Source organism: Janthinobacterium sp. TB1-E2 (assembly GCF_036885605.1).
In the GTDB taxonomy this organism is placed as follows: Bacteria; Pseudomonadota; Gammaproteobacteria; order Burkholderiales; family Burkholderiaceae_D; genus Janthinobacterium; species Janthinobacterium aestuarii.
This window is the reverse complement of sequence record NZ_CP142523.1, coordinates 5,290,203-5,304,688: the sequence shown is the minus strand read 5'-3', so window position 1 is coordinate 5,304,688 and position 14,486 is coordinate 5,290,203. Positions and strand designations below refer to the sequence as shown.

At 65.4% G+C, this 14,486-nt stretch carries 15 protein-coding genes; 3 read left to right on the top strand and 12 right to left on the bottom strand.

Annotated elements, in window-relative coordinates; translation table 11 throughout:
• The first annotated feature begins 72 nt into the window (after positions 1-72).
• Positions 73-594, top strand: coding sequence for a G/U mismatch-specific DNA glycosylase (gene mug / locus OPV09_RS23875; protein ID WP_338679532.1), 522 nt, complete (start codon positions 73-75; stop codon positions 592-594).
• Here mug and OPV09_RS23870 read toward each other — a convergent pair.
• On the bottom strand, positions 527-1,489 hold the full coding sequence (locus tag OPV09_RS23870; RefSeq protein WP_319990911.1) for a LysR family transcriptional regulator: 963 nt from the start codon (positions 1,487-1,489) through the stop codon (positions 527-529). The genes mug and OPV09_RS23870 overlap by 68 nt on opposite strands.
• 137 nt (positions 1,490-1,626) lie before the next feature.
• Between OPV09_RS23870 and OPV09_RS23865 the strand changes: the two genes are divergently transcribed.
• Positions 1,627-2,847 carry an MFS transporter gene (locus OPV09_RS23865; RefSeq protein ID WP_338679531.1) on the top strand — a complete coding sequence of 407 codons (1,221 nt, stop codon included), beginning with the start codon at positions 1,627-1,629 and terminating at the stop codon, positions 2,845-2,847.
• Here OPV09_RS23865 and OPV09_RS23860 read toward each other — a convergent pair.
• The 5 genes from OPV09_RS23860 to OPV09_RS23840 all read right to left on the bottom strand — a co-directional run bounded on the left by OPV09_RS23860 (position 2,844) and on the right by OPV09_RS23840 (position 6,584).
• A complete protein-coding gene (locus OPV09_RS23860) occupies positions 2,844-3,635 on the bottom strand; it encodes an anti-sigma factor (protein WP_338679530.1) in 792 nt (263 codons plus the stop codon). The genes OPV09_RS23865 and OPV09_RS23860 overlap by 4 nt on opposite strands.
• Positions 3,632-4,153 carry an RNA polymerase sigma factor gene (locus OPV09_RS23855; protein WP_072455442.1) on the bottom strand — a complete coding sequence of 174 codons (522 nt, stop codon included), beginning with the start codon at positions 4,151-4,153 and terminating at the stop codon, positions 3,632-3,634. Before OPV09_RS23855 ends, OPV09_RS23860 begins: the two co-directional genes overlap by 4 nt.
• 21 nt (positions 4,154-4,174) lie before the next feature.
• Positions 4,175-4,546: a COG4315 family predicted lipoprotein gene (locus OPV09_RS23850; RefSeq protein ID WP_058050557.1), complete on the bottom strand. Its 372-nt coding sequence runs from the start codon at positions 4,544-4,546 to the stop codon at positions 4,175-4,177.
• Positions 4,547-4,603: 57 nt separating this feature from the next.
• The gene (locus OPV09_RS23845; RefSeq protein ID WP_338679529.1) at positions 4,604-5,509 is read right to left on the bottom strand and encodes a DNA-3-methyladenine glycosylase 2; all 906 of its coding nucleotides are present in this window, start codon (positions 5,507-5,509) and stop codon (positions 4,604-4,606) included.
• 64 nt (positions 5,510-5,573) lie between these two features.
• The gene (locus OPV09_RS23840; protein WP_338679528.1) at positions 5,574-6,584 is read right to left on the bottom strand and encodes an XdhC family protein; all 1,011 of its coding nucleotides are present in this window, start codon (positions 6,582-6,584) and stop codon (positions 5,574-5,576) included.
• A 97-nt stretch (positions 6,585-6,681) separates the two neighbouring features.
• Between OPV09_RS23840 and OPV09_RS23835 the strand changes: the two genes are divergently transcribed.
• Positions 6,682-6,822, top strand: coding sequence for a hypothetical protein (locus tag OPV09_RS23835; RefSeq protein ID WP_162995759.1), 141 nt, complete (start codon positions 6,682-6,684; stop codon positions 6,820-6,822).
• A 31-nt stretch (positions 6,823-6,853) separates the two neighbouring features.
• Here the strand turns inward: OPV09_RS23835 and OPV09_RS23830 are convergent, their stop codons facing one another.
• The 6 genes from OPV09_RS23830 to OPV09_RS23805 form a co-directional block, all read right to left on the bottom strand.
• Positions 6,854-7,957: a M48 family metallopeptidase gene (locus OPV09_RS23830; protein ID WP_070303583.1), complete on the bottom strand. Its 1,104-nt coding sequence runs from the start codon at positions 7,955-7,957 to the stop codon at positions 6,854-6,856.
• 137 nt (positions 7,958-8,094) lie between these two features.
• Entirely contained in the window at positions 8,095-8,544 is a 450-nt protein-coding gene (gene dut / locus OPV09_RS23825) for a dUTP diphosphatase (protein WP_034754180.1), read from the bottom strand.
• A 35-nt stretch (positions 8,545-8,579) separates the two neighbouring features.
• Positions 8,580-9,800, bottom strand: coding sequence for a bifunctional phosphopantothenoylcysteine decarboxylase/phosphopantothenate--cysteine ligase CoaBC (gene coaBC, locus OPV09_RS23820; RefSeq protein ID WP_338679527.1), 1,221 nt, complete (start codon positions 9,798-9,800; stop codon positions 8,580-8,582).
• A 17-nt stretch (positions 9,801-9,817) separates the two neighbouring features.
• A complete protein-coding gene (gene lspA, locus OPV09_RS23815) occupies positions 9,818-10,327 on the bottom strand; it encodes a signal peptidase II (protein ID WP_034754175.1) in 510 nt (169 codons plus the stop codon).
• 88 nt (positions 10,328-10,415) lie between these two features.
• Entirely contained in the window at positions 10,416-13,316 is a 2,901-nt protein-coding gene (gene ileS / locus OPV09_RS23810) for an isoleucine--tRNA ligase (protein WP_338679526.1), read from the bottom strand.
• Positions 13,317-13,383: 67 nt separating this feature from the next.
• Positions 13,384-14,355: a bifunctional riboflavin kinase/FAD synthetase gene (locus tag OPV09_RS23805; RefSeq protein ID WP_034754171.1), complete on the bottom strand. Its 972-nt coding sequence runs from the start codon at positions 14,353-14,355 to the stop codon at positions 13,384-13,386.
• Positions 14,356-14,486 lie beyond the last annotated feature (131 nt).

Genomic DNA, 14,486 nt, shown 5'->3' with positions numbered 1-14,486 from the left:
AGCACCAGCCGCCATGCGCTGCAGGGAGTGGGGCCCGGTGGCATACTGCGGCTTCTGATATTGGAGTTCTCCATGACATACATCGCAGCGGCGCAAGGCTTGCCCGATATCCTCGCTCCCGGCTTGCAGGTGGTCTTTTGCGGCCTCAATCCCGGCGTGGACGCGGCGGCGGCCGGCCACCATTTTCTCGGCCGCGGCAACCGCTTCTGGCCCGTGCTGCACCTGGCTGGATTCACGCCGCATCTGGTGGCGCCGCAGGACGATGCCAGCGTGCTCGATTTCGGACTGGGCTTGACGGCGGCCGTCGGCCGCCCGACCAGCCGCGCGGACCAGGTGGGGGCGGACGAATTCGCGCAAGCGGCGGCGGGCCTGCAACATAAACTGGTATTGATGCGGCCGCAGTGGATCGCCTTCCTGGGCAAGGCCGCCTACGCGGCGATGACGGGCAAGCGCCAGCTGGAGTGGGGCGAACAGGCAGAGCGCTTCGGCGGCGCGCGTGTGTGGATCTTGCCCAATCCCAGTGGGCTCAATCGCGGCTATTCGAAGGAGCGGCTGGTCGACGCGTATGCGGAACTCCAACGCGCGCTGGGCTGACGTCCAGTGCCACCGCGCGCAACAGCGGTGTGACGAAATCGAGGAAGGCGCGCAATTTCAATGGCAGCGGCGCTTGTCCCTTGTGCAGCAGGCTGACGGGCAAGGGCGCCGCTTCGAACGGTGCGAGCACGATGCGCAGCCTGTCGCCGCGCAGGGCGTCCATGACCTGATACGACAGCACGCGGATCACGCCCGCATCCAGGGTGGCGGCGGCGATCGCCGCGTCCACCGTATTGACGGCCAGGCGCGAGTGCACGGGCACGGACTGCGCAGCCTTGCCCGTGCCGAAGACCCAGGCGCGCCGCGATTCCAGCACCTCGAAACTGATGCAGGCATGCGCGGCCAGATCGCCCGGCGCAGTTGGCGTGCCATGCGCGGCCAGGTAGCCGGGGCTGGCGCAGACGACCCGGCGCACCGTGCCGACCCGCGTCGCCACGAAGCTGCTGTCGGGCAGGTCGCCGATGCGCACGGCCACGTCGACCTGCTCGTCCATCAGGTGCAGGACGCGGTCCGTCAGTACCAGCTTGATCTCGATGTCCGGATAGCGGGCGAGGAACGCCGCCACCACGGGCACGATGTGCAGGCGTCCGAACATGACGGGCGCCGTGATCGTCAGTTCGCCTTTCGGCACCGCATATTCGCCCGTCGCAATACGCTCCGCTTCGCCGATCTCTTCGAGGATGCGGCGGCACGCGGCCACGTAGGAGTGGCCCGCCTCCGTCAGCGACAGCTGGCGCGTCGTGCGGTGCAGCAGGCGCGTGTTGAGGTGCGCTTCCAGCGCCGCCACCTTGCGGCTGACGTTGGCCAGCGGCATGCCGAGATGGCGTGCGGCGGCCGACAGGCTGCCCGCGTCCACCACGGCCAGCAGGATGGTCATGGATTCCAGTCTATCCATCGCTTGCTCTCATGTGATCCTGTCAAATATTGGAAGAATGATTCTCAATCTTATGGGATTCTCTTTGTTGGTGCAAGTAAGTAAGCTGGTCTCCTTCGCTGCGGCACGTCGCCGCGGCAACTTGAAAGGAGAGCGCCATGCGCCCCACACCCATTCCCCCGCCCGATGCACACACCGTGGCGTCCGCGCCGCGCGGCAAGATCCTCATGATGGCGGTAATCGCTGGTGCGGTCATCACCAACATCTATTGCACCCAGCCTATCCTGCCCCTGATCCAGTCCGGCCTCGGTGTCGATCTGGCGGCCGTCAACCTGGTCGCCGGCGCGGCGCTGCTGGGCTTTGCCACGGGGCTGGCGCTGCTGCTGCCGCTGGGCGACCGCGTCGACCGGCGCACCCTGGTGCTGGGGCAGATCGCGCTGGCTTTCGTTTGCGCCCTGGCGGCGGCGCTGGCACCGGGCATCTGGCCGCTGATCGGCGCTTCGTTTGGCCTGGGCATCGTCAGCTGCGTGCCGCAGCAACTGGTGCCGCTCGCCGCGAGCATGTCGCCGCCCGCTGAGCGCGGCCGTTCCGTCGGCACGGTGGTCAGCGGCATCATGGTGGGCATCCTGCTCGGGCGCACGGTGGCCGGCGTGGTGGGCGAGGCCTGGGGCTGGCGCGCCGTGTACGCCATGGAAGCGGCATTCATGGTGCCCGTGTGGATCGCGGCGGCGGCCTTGCTGCCACGCGGGAAACCGGGTAGCCAGCTCTCCTACCTTGGCTTGCTGGCGTCGTTGTGGCCACTGGCGCGCGACCATCGTCCCCTGCGCGAATCGATGCTGATCCAGGCGCTGTTGTGGGCGTGCTTCAATGCGTTCTGGGTCAACCTGGCCTCGCTGCTGGCCAACGGCCCATGGCATCTGGGCAGCGCCTGGGCCGGCGCCTTCGGCATCATCGGCGCGGCCGGCGCGCTGGCCGCCACTGTGGGCGGCAGGGCCACCGACAGACTCGGTTCGCGCACGGTCATTGGATTGAGCATCGCCATCGTGACCTTGTCCTACCTGCTGCTGGCGGGCGCCGCCTCGTCGCTGGCCTTGCTGGTGATCGGCGTCATCGTGCTCGACATCGGCGTGCAGGCTGCCCTGGTGGCCAACCAGACGCGCGCCTTTGCCGTCGATCCGGCCGCCCAGGGCCGCATCAACAGCCTGTACATGACGGCGACCTTCATCGGCGGCGCCGCCGGCGTGGCGGTGAGCGGCTGGCTGATGCAGCGTTTCGGCTGGACGGGCGTGGCGGTGTTTGGCGTTGTATTGGGCTTGCTGGCCGGAGCGATCCACCTCGCCGGATTACGCGCACAGCGGCGCGCGCCAACCTTAACTTAACGCGGCTGTTCCAGCTGCGCGTACACGGCGCCGGCGATCTTGCCCAGTTCCTGCTTGGGCAGGTTCGCCGAGAGGGCATAACCGAGCTGGCCGTCGATCCAGTAAAACACGCTCAATTCCTTTTCCTGCGTGTAGCGGAAGGCCGTTTCCTGCCTGCCGGCCCGCTCTTTCGCCACGTACAGGGTCAGGCGCTTGCCGCCGCCATCTTCATACATGAATTGCGCCACGGGGCCGTCGCCATCGCCGGGCAGCAAGCGTCCGCCGATCAAGCGATAACCGAGCGGCGACAGCGCGGGCGGCTGCAATTTCGTACCCAGGCGTTTCGACAGCCATTGCACCAGGTGCGCCTCCTGTTCCGCGCCCACCTCGACGGGGTGGCGCACTTCGGGCGTGTAGACGGCATGGGCGATGGCGGCGCTGCGCGCCAGGGCAAGGGGGCTGGCGCTGGTGGTGATGCTGTCGCCGGCATCGCCGCGCAGCAGCCAGCCGCCCATGCCGCCAGCAAGCACCAGCACGACGGCCGCTGCCGCCTGCATGGCGGGGCGCTGCCAGGTGCCGTTCGCCGCCGCTGGCGATGTCGCTTGCAGCAGCGTCGGCGGCACGGCTTCGTCCAGCACGGGATCGAACAGGGCGCGCAGTTGCCGGTTCTGTTCGCGCCAGGCGCCGACTCTGGCGGCATCGTCGGGATGCGCGCGCAGGTGGTCATCGATGGCCGCGCGCTGTTCCTCGGGCAGGACGCCGTCGGCCAGGGCGTGCAATTGCGCTTCGCTGATGGCTTGCGTTGTCATTTCACGACTTTCAGGGTGGGGGCGCCATGGCTGCCAACGGGGCGGCCGTCGAGCAGTTCGCGCAGCCGCTCGCGCCCGCGCGATAAACGCGACATCACGGTGCCGACGGGGATGTCCAGGGTGGCCGCCACCTGCTCGTACGGCATCTGTTCCAGCGCGACGAGCAGGATCACTTCGCGCTGCCCCAGCGGCAAGCGGGCCAGCGCCGCATCCATTTCGCCGATGGCGATGGACTGCCCCGGCGTACGCTCGGGCGCGGGCAGCAGGGCGTCGTCGTCGAGCTCCTGCAGCGCCAGGCCGGGACGGCGCAATTGATCCACGTGCAGGTTGTGCATGATGGAGAACAGCCAGGGCCGCATCTCGCCGCCGCGCTGCCGCTGATCGAGCTTGCGCCAGGCCCGCTCCACGGTGTCCTGCACCAGGTCGTCCGCGTGCGCGGCACCCGCCAGCGCGCGCGCATAGCGGCGCAGGCCGGGCAGGCACGCTTGCAGCTGGCGGCTATCGTCTTGCGTGGCCATCGTGGCGGCGGGAAGGGCTGCTTACGGCTTGACGACGTGCCACACGTTCTTGAAATTGTCGCCGGCCACGTCGCCCGGCTTCTTGTCTTCCTTGTACAGGTACAGAGGCTTGCCCTTGTAGGTCAGCTGCATGGCGCCGTTGTCTTCGCGCTTGATGCTGCCATACGGGGCGGCGGGCGCCGCTTCGGTGGCGATGACGGCGGGCCAGGCCACCAGGCAGCCGCCGCTGCAGGCGCTCTTGCCGCTGTCGGCGACATCCTTGTCGAACACGTAGACGGTCATGCCGCTGGCGTTGACCAGCATGCCGTTGGCGGGCATGACGTCGGCGGCGAACGCCAGCGGGGCGGACAAGGCGGTGAACAGGGCGGTGGCGGCGAAAGTGGTAAAGCGCATGATGGTCTCCTTGAGGTTTTGGGGGCTTGCAAGGGATAGACGCGTGTCGCCCGCCGTTTATTCCCGCGCTGGCGGATTATTTTTTGGATGCAGGCTGGCCCACAGGTGGGCCGCCGCCATGGTGCGGTGCGGGGCGTACTGGCGCAGCCACTGTTCCGTGCGCGCCATGTCCGGTTTCGTTACTTCGCCGAGCAGCTTTTGCAGGGCGGCGCGGATGGCCACGTCGCCATGCAGCGAGCAGTCGGCATAGCCGTAGCCGCGCAGCAGCGCGTAGTTGACGGTCCACGGGCCGATGCCCTTCACGGCCAGCAGCGCTTGCGATATCGCCGCCACGTCACCGGAAGGCGGCAGCTCCAGCGACAGTTCTCCCTCATCGACGAGGCGTGCCAGGCGCAGCACGGTTTCCGCCTTGGCGCGCGAGAATTTGCGGCTGGTCAGATCCTCGATTTCCAGCCTGGCTACGTCGCGCGCCTCGGGATAGCACCACAGGCCGCTGCCGTGCCGGTGTCCCGCCTGCAGAATGAAAGTACGGCGCAGGGAAATGGCGAACGGCAGGTTGATCTGCTGGCCGATGATGGCCCAGGTCAGCGCCTCGAACGGGCTGGCCGATTGCACGATGCGCAGGCCCGGATTGACGCTGACCAAGGGCGCCAGCAGCGGGTCGCCGGCGGCCAGTTGCGCGAACGGTTGCGGGTCGATGCGCAGGCCGAGGATGTTCAACAAGGCGCCGTGCAGCGGCGTTTGAAGGTCCGCATCGCCATCGATGTCTGCCTGGCAGATGGCCGCAGCGTCCGTGAAGGCCACGTCCAGCACGACCGGCACGCCTTGCAGCAGGATGCCCTTGCGCAGGCCAGTCTCGGTGACCTGTTCGGCCACGGCTTCGCCATCGCGGCTGTGGAAGGCGATGACGTCGTCGCGGCGGTAGCCGGCGGGCAGGGGGAGGGTCCAGTGCAGCAGGGTCATGGTGGGGGGCAAAGTCAGGGACGGTATCAGGGAGGCGATGCGGGCGCACCGCGTTTCTTGCTTTTTACCTTAGCGCGCAGATGTCCGTGGTGGGCGGGCTCAGGGCCGCCGCGTGCTGGATCTGCAGGGCGTCGGGCACGCCATTTTTCACGGCCGTCAGTTCGGCCAGGATGGAAATGGCGATTTCGGCCGGCGTCTTGCTGCCGATGTACAGGCCGATGGGTCCATGCAGGCGCGCCAGCTGTTCTGCGCTGACGTCGAACTGCAGCAGCCGTTCGCGGCGCTTGGCGTTATTCGCGCGCGAGCCGATCGCGCCCACGTAGAACGCCGGCGATTTCAACGCTTCCATCAGGGCCAGGTCGTCGAGCTTGGGGTCGTGCGTGAGGGCGACGACGGCGCTGCGGCTATCGAGCTTGAGTTCGAGCACGAGGTCGTCCGGCATGGCGTGCAGCAGGGGCACGCCGGGCACGTTCCAGCCGCCCCGGTATTCCTCGCGCGGGTCGCAGACGATGACGTGGTAGTCCATGGCCGTGGCGATCTGCGCCACAAAGCGCGACAGCTGGCTGGCGCCGATGATCAGCAAGCGCCAGCGGGGGCCGTGCTGGGTGGTGAGCATGCCATCTTCCAGGGCCAGCACGGCCCCCGGCGTGGCGCGCCGCAGGGTGACGGCGCCGGTATCGAGATCCAGGCGGCGTTCGACCAGTTCATGCGCTTCCAGGCGCGCCAGCAGTTCGGCCACCTTGCTGTCCGCATGCAGCGGTTCGATGGCCAGTTCGATGGTGCCGCCGCAGGGCAGGCCGAAGCGGTGTGCCTCGTCCGCGCTGATGCCGTAGCTGACGATTTCCGGCTGCGTGCGCACGATGCCGTGCACGCGCACGGTATCGATCAAATCATCTTCGATGCAGCCGCCGGAAACGGAACCGACCACCGTGCCATCGTCGCAGATAGCCAGGGTGGCGCCCACGGGGCGGGGGCTGGAACCCCACGTCTTGATGACGGTGACGAGTTCGCAGCGGTGGCCGGCGGCCAGCCAGGCGGCGCTGGTTTTCAGAACTTCAAGGTCGATGCTGTCCATGGGGCGCGGAAGGAAAGCCGCAGGTAGGCGGCAAAGTATGGAATATTTTTTAATATTGTGGCTATACTACGCTCTCCAACAGCCTGCGGAGAGTTTCATGTCGAACGACCAAAAGACGCAAGATGACGGCATCCCCAAGTTTGGCAAACTGCTCATCGCCCTTTTCCTGGCGGTGGTGTTTTGCGGTGCCCTGACCTGGGTTATGGGCACCTACTTCCCGAATTTCCCCGGCGCCTGAGCAAACCTGCTGCATCAGGCGCCTTTGGCGTTTAAGGCTTCAACGGCTTCTTCGCCGCCTGCTTTGCGCGTACGTCGATGACGGCGCGGTTGACGGCCGCCATGCGCGAGTTGGTGCCCGGGTGCAGGGCCGTGTAGCCGTTGGCGACCGTCGCCGGCACTTGCGCGGCCAGGCGCTGCCAGAAGCGCGCGGCGTTGTCGACGTTGTAGCCGGCGCGCGCCAGCAGGTAGATGGCCAGGGTGTCGGCTTGCACGTCGAGTTCCTGCGGCATGGCCTTGATGCCGGCGGCGCCCGTCAGCATCGACACGTCGGGCTGCACAGCGCCCAGGCTGTCGATGATGCTGCCTGCCGTGCCTGCCGTGCGCTGGCTGCGCGCGTGGTCGAGGATGTTGTGCGCCATTTCGCGGGCGATCACGAAGGCGATGCCTTCGTCGTTTTGCGCCGCGTTGACCATGCCGCGCGTGAGCATGATGCGTCCGCCGTCTGAATACGCGTTGATATTGTCCGCATTGCCCAGGGCGACGCGGAAGGCGCAGGCGCGCGTGACGGGAATTTTGAGGTCCTGCTGCTGGCCGTCGCGGGCGATGGTCATGTTCAGGCTCGCGCTTTTCGAGGCCAGCGGGCCGACGATGGCGCCGAACGGGCCTTCCGCTTTCGGGCCGGCCGGCAGCGGCTTGCCTTCGGCGGCCAGCAAGCCGTCGCCCTTGCGCAAGCCGGCGCGCGCGGCGCCGCTGCCCGGCAAGACGCCGGACACCTGCATCTGTTCGCCGTAGCCGAGGGCCGCCTGCGCCGCGTCGGCATAGATGCCAGGGTAGGAATACTTGTTCTGCGCCGTGAAGCCCAGCAGGTTGCGCGCATACGTCTTGCACAGATCCGCATTGTTGATCAGCAGGGGCGCCGAGACTTTCGACAGGCGGTCCTGCAGCGCCACCATCTTCACCAGTTCTTCCTGCGCCGCCTTTTGCTGCGCCGTCGGCGCGGGCGCATCGGGCGCCGGCACGACGTTGAACGGGCCGCTGACATTCGTCATCGGGGTGGTGCAACCAGCGAGGATGGCCGCACTGGCCAACAGGAGAGGAGTGGCCAATCGGCGCAGCGAAGTTGGGGCTGGGATCAGATGGCGGAAACCTGGCATGGACTATTCCTTCGTGTAGCTCCTGACAAAACCTACTGCGCGGCGCGATTTGCGGCCTCCGATGCTCACTGTGCATTCGCACAGCTCCGCTTCTCAGCCACAACTCACATCCGCTCGCTACGGTTTGTCAGTCGCTGTTAATGTTTGCCGGTGCTGCCGAAACCGCCAACACCGCGTTCGCTGTCGCCGAATTCCTCGACGACGTTAAAGCCCACTTGCAGCACCGGCACGATAATCAGTTGCGCCAGGCGTTCCATGGGATTGAGCGTGAAAGCGCTCTGGCCCCGGTTCCAGGTCGATACCATCAGCTGGCCCTGGTAATCGGAGTCGATCAAGCCTACCAGATTCCCCAATACGATGCCGTTTTTGTGGCCCATGCCGCTGCGCGGCAGGATCATGGCCGCATACGACGGGTCGCCGATGTGGATGGCCAGGCCGGTGGGAATGAGCACGGTCTGGCCGGCTTCGATGGTGATCGCTGAGGCTATGCAGGCGCGCAGGTCCAGACCGGCGCTGCCGGGCGTGGCGTAGGCCGGAAGCAGTTCTTTCATGCGGGCGTCGAGGATCTTGATGTCGATATTTTTCATGAATCTAACTAACTAAGCTAAGTCGTTTAATGGGATTATTTGAGCAGCGAATTCTTGGCAATGCGCTTCGAGATTTCCGAAATCAGCTGGCGCGCCAGGTTCAGTTTCGAGGCGCGCGGCAGCACGGTATGGCCTTCTTCGTCGAACAGGATGATGGTGTTGTCGTCCTGGCCAAACGTGTTGTGGCCGATATTGCCGACCAGGAGGGGAATGCCCTTTTTTTCACGCTTGGTCGAGCCGAATTCCACGAGGTTTTCCGATTCGGCGGCAAAGCCCACGCAGTACGGATAGCCGGCCAGGTTGGTGCGTGCCGCCACGGTGGCCAGGATGTCGGGGTTTTGCGCGAACTGCAGTTCGGGCACGGAGCCGTCGGCCTGCTTTTTCATCTTCTGGTCGCTGGCGTTGGCCACGCGCCAGTCGGCGACGGCGGCCACGGCGACGAAGACATGCTGGCCGTCGACGTGGGCCAGTACGGCATCATGCATCTGCTGCGCGCTTTGCACGTCGATGCGGCGCACGCCGAATGGCGCGTCCAGGGCCGTCGGGCCGGAAATGAGCAGCACCTCGGCGCCCGCTTCGCGCGCCGCGCGCGCCACCGCATAGCCCATCTTGCCCGAGGACAGATTGGTAATGCCGCGCACGGGGTCGATGGCTTCGAACGTGGGGCCGGCCGTGACCAGCACGCGCTTGCCCGCCAGGACTTTCGGCTGGAAGGAAGCGATCAGTTCCGTCAGCAATTGCTCCGGTTCCAGCATGCGGCCCAGGCCAACTTCGCCGCATGCCTGTTCGCCGGCGGCCGGGCCGAACAGCTTGATGCCGTCGTCGCGCAGCTGCTGCACATTGCGTTGCGTGGCGGGGTTCTGCCACATTTCCACGTTCATGGCCGGCGCCACCAGCAGGGGCAGGTGGGATGGGCGGGCCAGGCACAGGGTCGACAGCAGGTCGTCGCACACGCCATGCGCGAGCTTGCGCATGAAGTCTGCCGAACACGGCGCGATCAGGATGGCGTCCGCATGGCGCGTCAAATCGATATGCGCCATGTTGTTGGCTATGCGCGCATCCCACTGGCTCGTGTGCACGGGGTGGCCGGACAGCGCCTGCATCGTGACGGCCGTGATGAAGTGGCTGGCCGCATCCGTCATCACCACTTGCACCGAGGCGCCGGCCTTGGTCAGCGCGCGGCACAGTTCCGCCGCCTTGTAGCAGGCGACGCCGCCTGACAGTCCCAGGACGATTTTTTTGCCGGACAATTCCATGCCGTTCTCCCGCGTGTCTATTTGTTTACCCGGCGCAGTTCATCGATGATGAACAGGGCCGCGCCGATGCAGATGGCGCTGTCGGCGATATTGAAAGCGGGGAAATGGCCCCAGCTTTTCCAGTGGAAGTCGAGGAAGTCGACCACGTGGCCGTACATCAGGCGGTCGATGGCGTTGCCCAGCGCGCCGCCGAGTATCAGCGCCAGGGCCCAGCAGAACATGCGCTGGCCCGCGTGCTTTTTCAGCAGATAGATGATGTAGATGGCGGCCGCCAGGGCGATGCCGGTGAAGAAATAGCGCTGCCAGCCGCCTTGGTCGGACAGGAAGCTGAACGCGGCGCCCTTGTTATACGCGAGCACCAGGTTGAAATACGAGGTGATGACCATCTCCTGCGCATAACGGAAGGTCTTCAGGATTGTGATCTTGGTGATCTGGTCGAACAGGATGACGATGGCGGCAATGCCCAGCCATGGCACGAGCGACGCAGACGATGACGATTTCGATGAAAAACGGTTTTTAGTGGCCATATTTTTCCAGGGAAGATAAAGCCGCCGCTACCCTTGGGGCAGCGGCGGTGGGAGCGGGGCGGAAGTCATCCAGCCCCGGCTTGCTGTTTTAGGCGAAGCGGCGTTTCTCGCCCGCGCCAAACAGATTGCTGACGCAGCGGCCGCACAGGGTAGCATGCGCGGCGTCCGTACCCACGTCCGCACGGTAGTGCCAGCAGCGCTCGCACTTCGGCGCCGTCGACGCGGCCACGACCACCTCTTCTGCCGCTTCGTCGGCCACTTCAGCCACGGTTGCCTGCGAGGTGATGAAGACGAACTTCAAGTCTTCGCCCAGGGTGGTCAGCAGCTTGTACTTCATCGGCGCGGCCTTGATCGTCAGTTCCGCCTGCAGCGACGAACCGATGGCGCCCGAGGTGCGCAAGTCTTCCAGCTGTTTCGTCACATCCGTGCGCACGGCGCGCAGTGCCGTGTATTTCTCCAGCAGGCCGGCGGCATCCGCCACTTCCGGCAGCTGCCACCACGTTTGCGTGAAGATGGTTTCATCGCTGGCGGCATAGGCTTCGCTTCCTGCGAAGACAGCCCATGCTTCTTCGGCCGTGAACGACAGGGCCGGAGCCATCAGGCGCAGCAGGCTTTGCGTGATGTGCCACAGGGCCGTCTGCGCCGAACGGCGCGCATGCGACGTCAGGCCCGAGGTGTACAAACGGTCCTTCAAGATGTCCAGGTAGAAGCCGCCCAGGTCTTCCGAGCAGTACGTCTGCAGCTTCGACACGACCGGGTGGAACTCGTAGCGCGCGTAATTGTTCTCGATCTGCGTTTGCAGCGATGCCATGTTGGCCAGCGCATAGCGGTCGATTTCGAACATGTCCGCCACCGGCACGGCGTCCGTGGCCGGATTGAAGTCCGACGTATTGGCCAGCAGGAAGCGCAGGGTGTTGCGGATGCGGCGGTACGATTCCGTCACGCGTTTGAGGATCTCGTCGGAGATCGACAGCTCGCCCGTGTAGTCGGTCGAGGCGATCCACAGGCGCAGGATGTCCGCGCCCAGGGTGTCCGAGATCTTTTGCGGCGCCAGCGTGTTGCCCAGCGACTTAGACATCTTCTTGCCTTCGCCATCGACCGTGAAGCCGTGCGTCAGCAGGGCCTTGTACGGCGGACGGCCGTTCAGCATCGACGACACGAGCAGCGACGAGTGGAACCAGCCGCGATGCTGGTCCGAGCCTTCCAGGTACAGGTCGGCCGGGAATTGCAGCTGCGTCGAGTGCGAACCGTGGCCTTGCGGGCCGCCCAGCACCGTCTGGTGCGTGGCGCCGGAATCGAACCACACGTCCAGCGTGTCCTTGTTCTTGGCGTAGATGGCCGCTTCGTCGCCGATCAGGTCTTTCAGATCGAGCGCCTGCCATGCCTCGATGCCGTTCTTTTCGATCAGCTTGGCCACTTGCTCCAGCAGTTCCGGCGTGCGCGGATGCAGGTCGCCCGTTTCCTTGTGCACGATGAAGGCCATCGGCACACCCCACTGGCGCTGGCGCGACAGGGTCCAGTCGGGACGGTTGGCGATCATGCCGTGCAGGCGCGCCTGGCCCCAGTCCGGGAAGAACTCGGTGTCGGCGATGCCTTTCAGGGCCGTCTCGCGCAGGGTCGCGCCGCCGTCTTTCGGCGTCACGTCCATGCCGGCGAACCACTGCGAGGTGGCGCGGTAGATGATCGGCGTCTTATGGCGCCAGCAATGCATGTAGCTGTGGTCGAACATCTTGACTTCGAACAGCGCGCCCGCTTCGCGCAAGGCGTTGCAGATCGGCTTCGACGCTTCCCAGATGGTCATGCCGCCGAACAGGGGCAGTGTCGAGGCGAACTTGCCGTCGCCCATGACGGGCTTGATGATGTCGTCGTCCTTCATGCCGTGCGCCTTGCACGAGATGAAGTCGTCCAGGCCGTAGGCTGGCGCCGAGTGCACCACGCCCGTGCCGCTTTCCGTGGTCACGTATTCGGCCAGGTACAAGGGCGACAGGCGGTCATAGAAAGCGTCGCTCGCATGCAGCGGGTGGCGGAAGCTGATGCCGGCCAGGGCCGCGCCGTCGCAGGTGGCGATCGTCGTGCCTTCGAGCTTGAAGCGCGCCAGGCTGGCCACGACCAGGTCTTGCGCCAGGATCAGCAGCAATGGCTGGCCATCGCGCTCGGCTTTCACCAGCGCGTATTTGACTTCCGGGTGCACGTTCAGCGCCTGGTTCGACGGGATGGTCCACGGCGTCGTGGTCCAGATGACGATGAAACCGTTATCGGTCGGCAGCGATGGCAGGCCGAAGGCGGCCGCCAGTTTGGCCGGCTCGGCGAACTTGAAGCCGACATCGATGGCGGGATCGCGTTTTTCCGCGTATTCCACTTCCGCTTCGGCCAGCGCCGACTGGCAGTCGAAGCACCAGTTGACCGGTTTCAGGCCGCGGTAGACATAGCCTTTTTCCAGCAGCTTGCCCAGCGCGCGCAATTCGTCCGCTTCATTGCCGTGCGCCATCGTCAGGTAGGGGTTGTCCCACTCGCCCAGCACGCCCAGGCGGATAAAGTCTTTCTTCTGGCGCTCGACCTGCACGTTGGCGTAGGCGCGCGCTTTTTCCAGCACTTCGGCCGTAGGCAGGTTCTTGCCGTGCAGTTTTTCGATCTGGATCTCGATCGGCATGCCGTGGCAATCCCAGCCCGGTACATAGGGCGCGTCGAAGCCGGCCAGCGAGCGCGATTTGACGACCATGTCCTTGAGGATCTTGTTGACGGCGTGGCCCAGGTGGATATCGCCATTCGCGTACGGCGGGCCGTCATGCAGGATGAATTTCGGACGGCCGGCGGCGGCCTTACGCACGCGTTCGTAGATTTTCTTGTCTTGCCATTGCTGTACCCATTGCGGCTCGCGCTTGGCCATGTCGCCGCGCATCGGGAACGGGGTTTCCGTCATGTTGACCGGGTATTTGCTTTCAGGCTTCTTGTTTTGCTTGGGCGTGGCTGGCTTGTTTTGATCGGACATAATCTTCTTTAATGATATTGAATGGTTTGCGGCGGCAGGTGCCGCCAGTCGGCGGAGTTGGCCGGCGTCAAATTCGGTCGGTGGCGGTAATGGCGCCGCTGCGCTGCTCGAAGTAGGCGCGCGCCTGGTTCGAGTCGCGCTCGATGGCGGCCGTCAGGGTGGGCAAGTCGTCGTACTTTTCTTCGTCGCGCAGCTTTTCCAGGAATTCCACGCGTACCAGCTTGCCGTAGCAGGACTGGGCGAAATCGAACAAATGCACTTCCAGCAAGACGCGGCCGCTGTCGTCGACGGTGGGGCGCACGCCCAGGCTGGCCACGGCGGGCAGCGGTGCCGGTCCCAGGCCGTGCACCTGCACGATAAAGATGCCGGACAGGGCGGGGCGGTGCGCCACGCGCAGGTTCAGGGTGGGGAAACCGAGCGTGCGGCCCAGCTTCTGGCCGTGGATGACGTGGCCGGAAATGGCGTACGGATGGCCGAGCAGTTGCGTGGCCAGCGGGAAATCGCCGGCGGCCAGGGCCAGGCGCACGGCCGACGAGGAGATGCGCGTGCTGCCATTCATCACCGTCGGTAAAGTTTCTACGTGGAAACCGTATTGGCGGCCCGCTTCCTGCAGCATGGCGACGTCGCCGGCGCGCCGGGCGCCATAGCAGAAGTCGTCGCCGACCATCAGCCATTTCACGTGCAAGCCGTCGACGAGGACTTTTTCAGTGAATTCCTGCGGCGTCAGGGCGGCAAACTGGGCGCTGAAGTGCTCGACGACGACACGGTCGATGCCGGCGTCGTCCAGCGATTGCAGCTTGTCGCGCAGGTTGGCGATGCGCTGCGGCGCCTTCGACAGGTCGCCCGCGCGCTGCGCGAAGAATTCGCGCGGGTGCGGCTCGAACGTCATCACGGCCGCTTCGATGCCGAGTTCGGTTGCAGCTTCGCGCACGCGCGCCAGCAAGGCCTGATGGCCGATGTGGACACCGTCAAAATTGCCGATGGTCAGAGCGCAAGGCGCTCGTGCCTGGGCATTGGGAAGTCCGCGGAATACCTTCATAGGAATCTGATGAAAAACTGTGCCAAAAGGGGGATTATACGGACTGTTTCAGGGATGCACACCCGGCAGGGCGGGCGCAGGGGCAATTTCCCTGCTGAAATGATAAAAAGCGTTGCCGGCGGGTGTGCTGG

Coding starts and splice junctions, on each gene's coding strand:
- OPV09_RS23865 (WP_338679531.1), top strand. CDS start 1,627: ATGCGCCCCACACCCATTCCCCCGCCCGATGCACACACCGTGGCGTCC.
- dut (WP_034754180.1), bottom strand. CDS start 8,544: ATGAAAAATATCGACATCAAGATCCTCGACGCCCGCATGAAAGAACTG.
- ileS (WP_338679526.1), bottom strand. CDS start 13,316: ATGTCCGATCAAAACAAGCCAGCCACGCCCAAGCAAAACAAGAAGCCT.
- OPV09_RS23855 (WP_072455442.1), bottom strand. CDS start 4,153: ATGGCCACGCAAGACGATAGCCGCCAGCTGCAAGCGTGCCTGCCCGGC.
- OPV09_RS23860 (WP_338679530.1), bottom strand. CDS start 3,635: ATGACAACGCAAGCCATCAGCGAAGCGCAATTGCACGCCCTGGCCGAC.
- OPV09_RS23870 (WP_319990911.1), bottom strand. CDS start 1,489: ATGGATAGACTGGAATCCATGACCATCCTGCTGGCCGTGGTGGACGCG.
- OPV09_RS23845 (WP_338679529.1), bottom strand. CDS start 5,509: ATGACCCTGCTGCACTGGACCCTCCCCCTGCCCGCCGGCTACCGCCGC.
- mug (WP_338679532.1), top strand. CDS start 73: ATGACATACATCGCAGCGGCGCAAGGCTTGCCCGATATCCTCGCTCCC.
- OPV09_RS23835 (WP_162995759.1), top strand. CDS start 6,682: ATGTCGAACGACCAAAAGACGCAAGATGACGGCATCCCCAAGTTTGGC.
- OPV09_RS23840 (WP_338679528.1), bottom strand. CDS start 6,584: ATGGACAGCATCGACCTTGAAGTTCTGAAAACCAGCGCCGCCTGGCTG.
- lspA (WP_034754175.1), bottom strand. CDS start 10,327: ATGGCCACTAAAAACCGTTTTTCATCGAAATCGTCATCGTCTGCGTCG.
- OPV09_RS23830 (WP_070303583.1), bottom strand. CDS start 7,957: ATGCCAGGTTTCCGCCATCTGATCCCAGCCCCAACTTCGCTGCGCCGA.
- coaBC (WP_338679527.1), bottom strand. CDS start 9,800: ATGGAATTGTCCGGCAAAAAAATCGTCCTGGGACTGTCAGGCGGCGTC.
- OPV09_RS23850 (WP_058050557.1), bottom strand. CDS start 4,546: ATGCGCTTTACCACTTTCGCCGCCACCGCCCTGTTCACCGCCTTGTCC.
- OPV09_RS23805 (WP_034754171.1), bottom strand. CDS start 14,355: ATGAAGGTATTCCGCGGACTTCCCAATGCCCAGGCACGAGCGCCTTGC.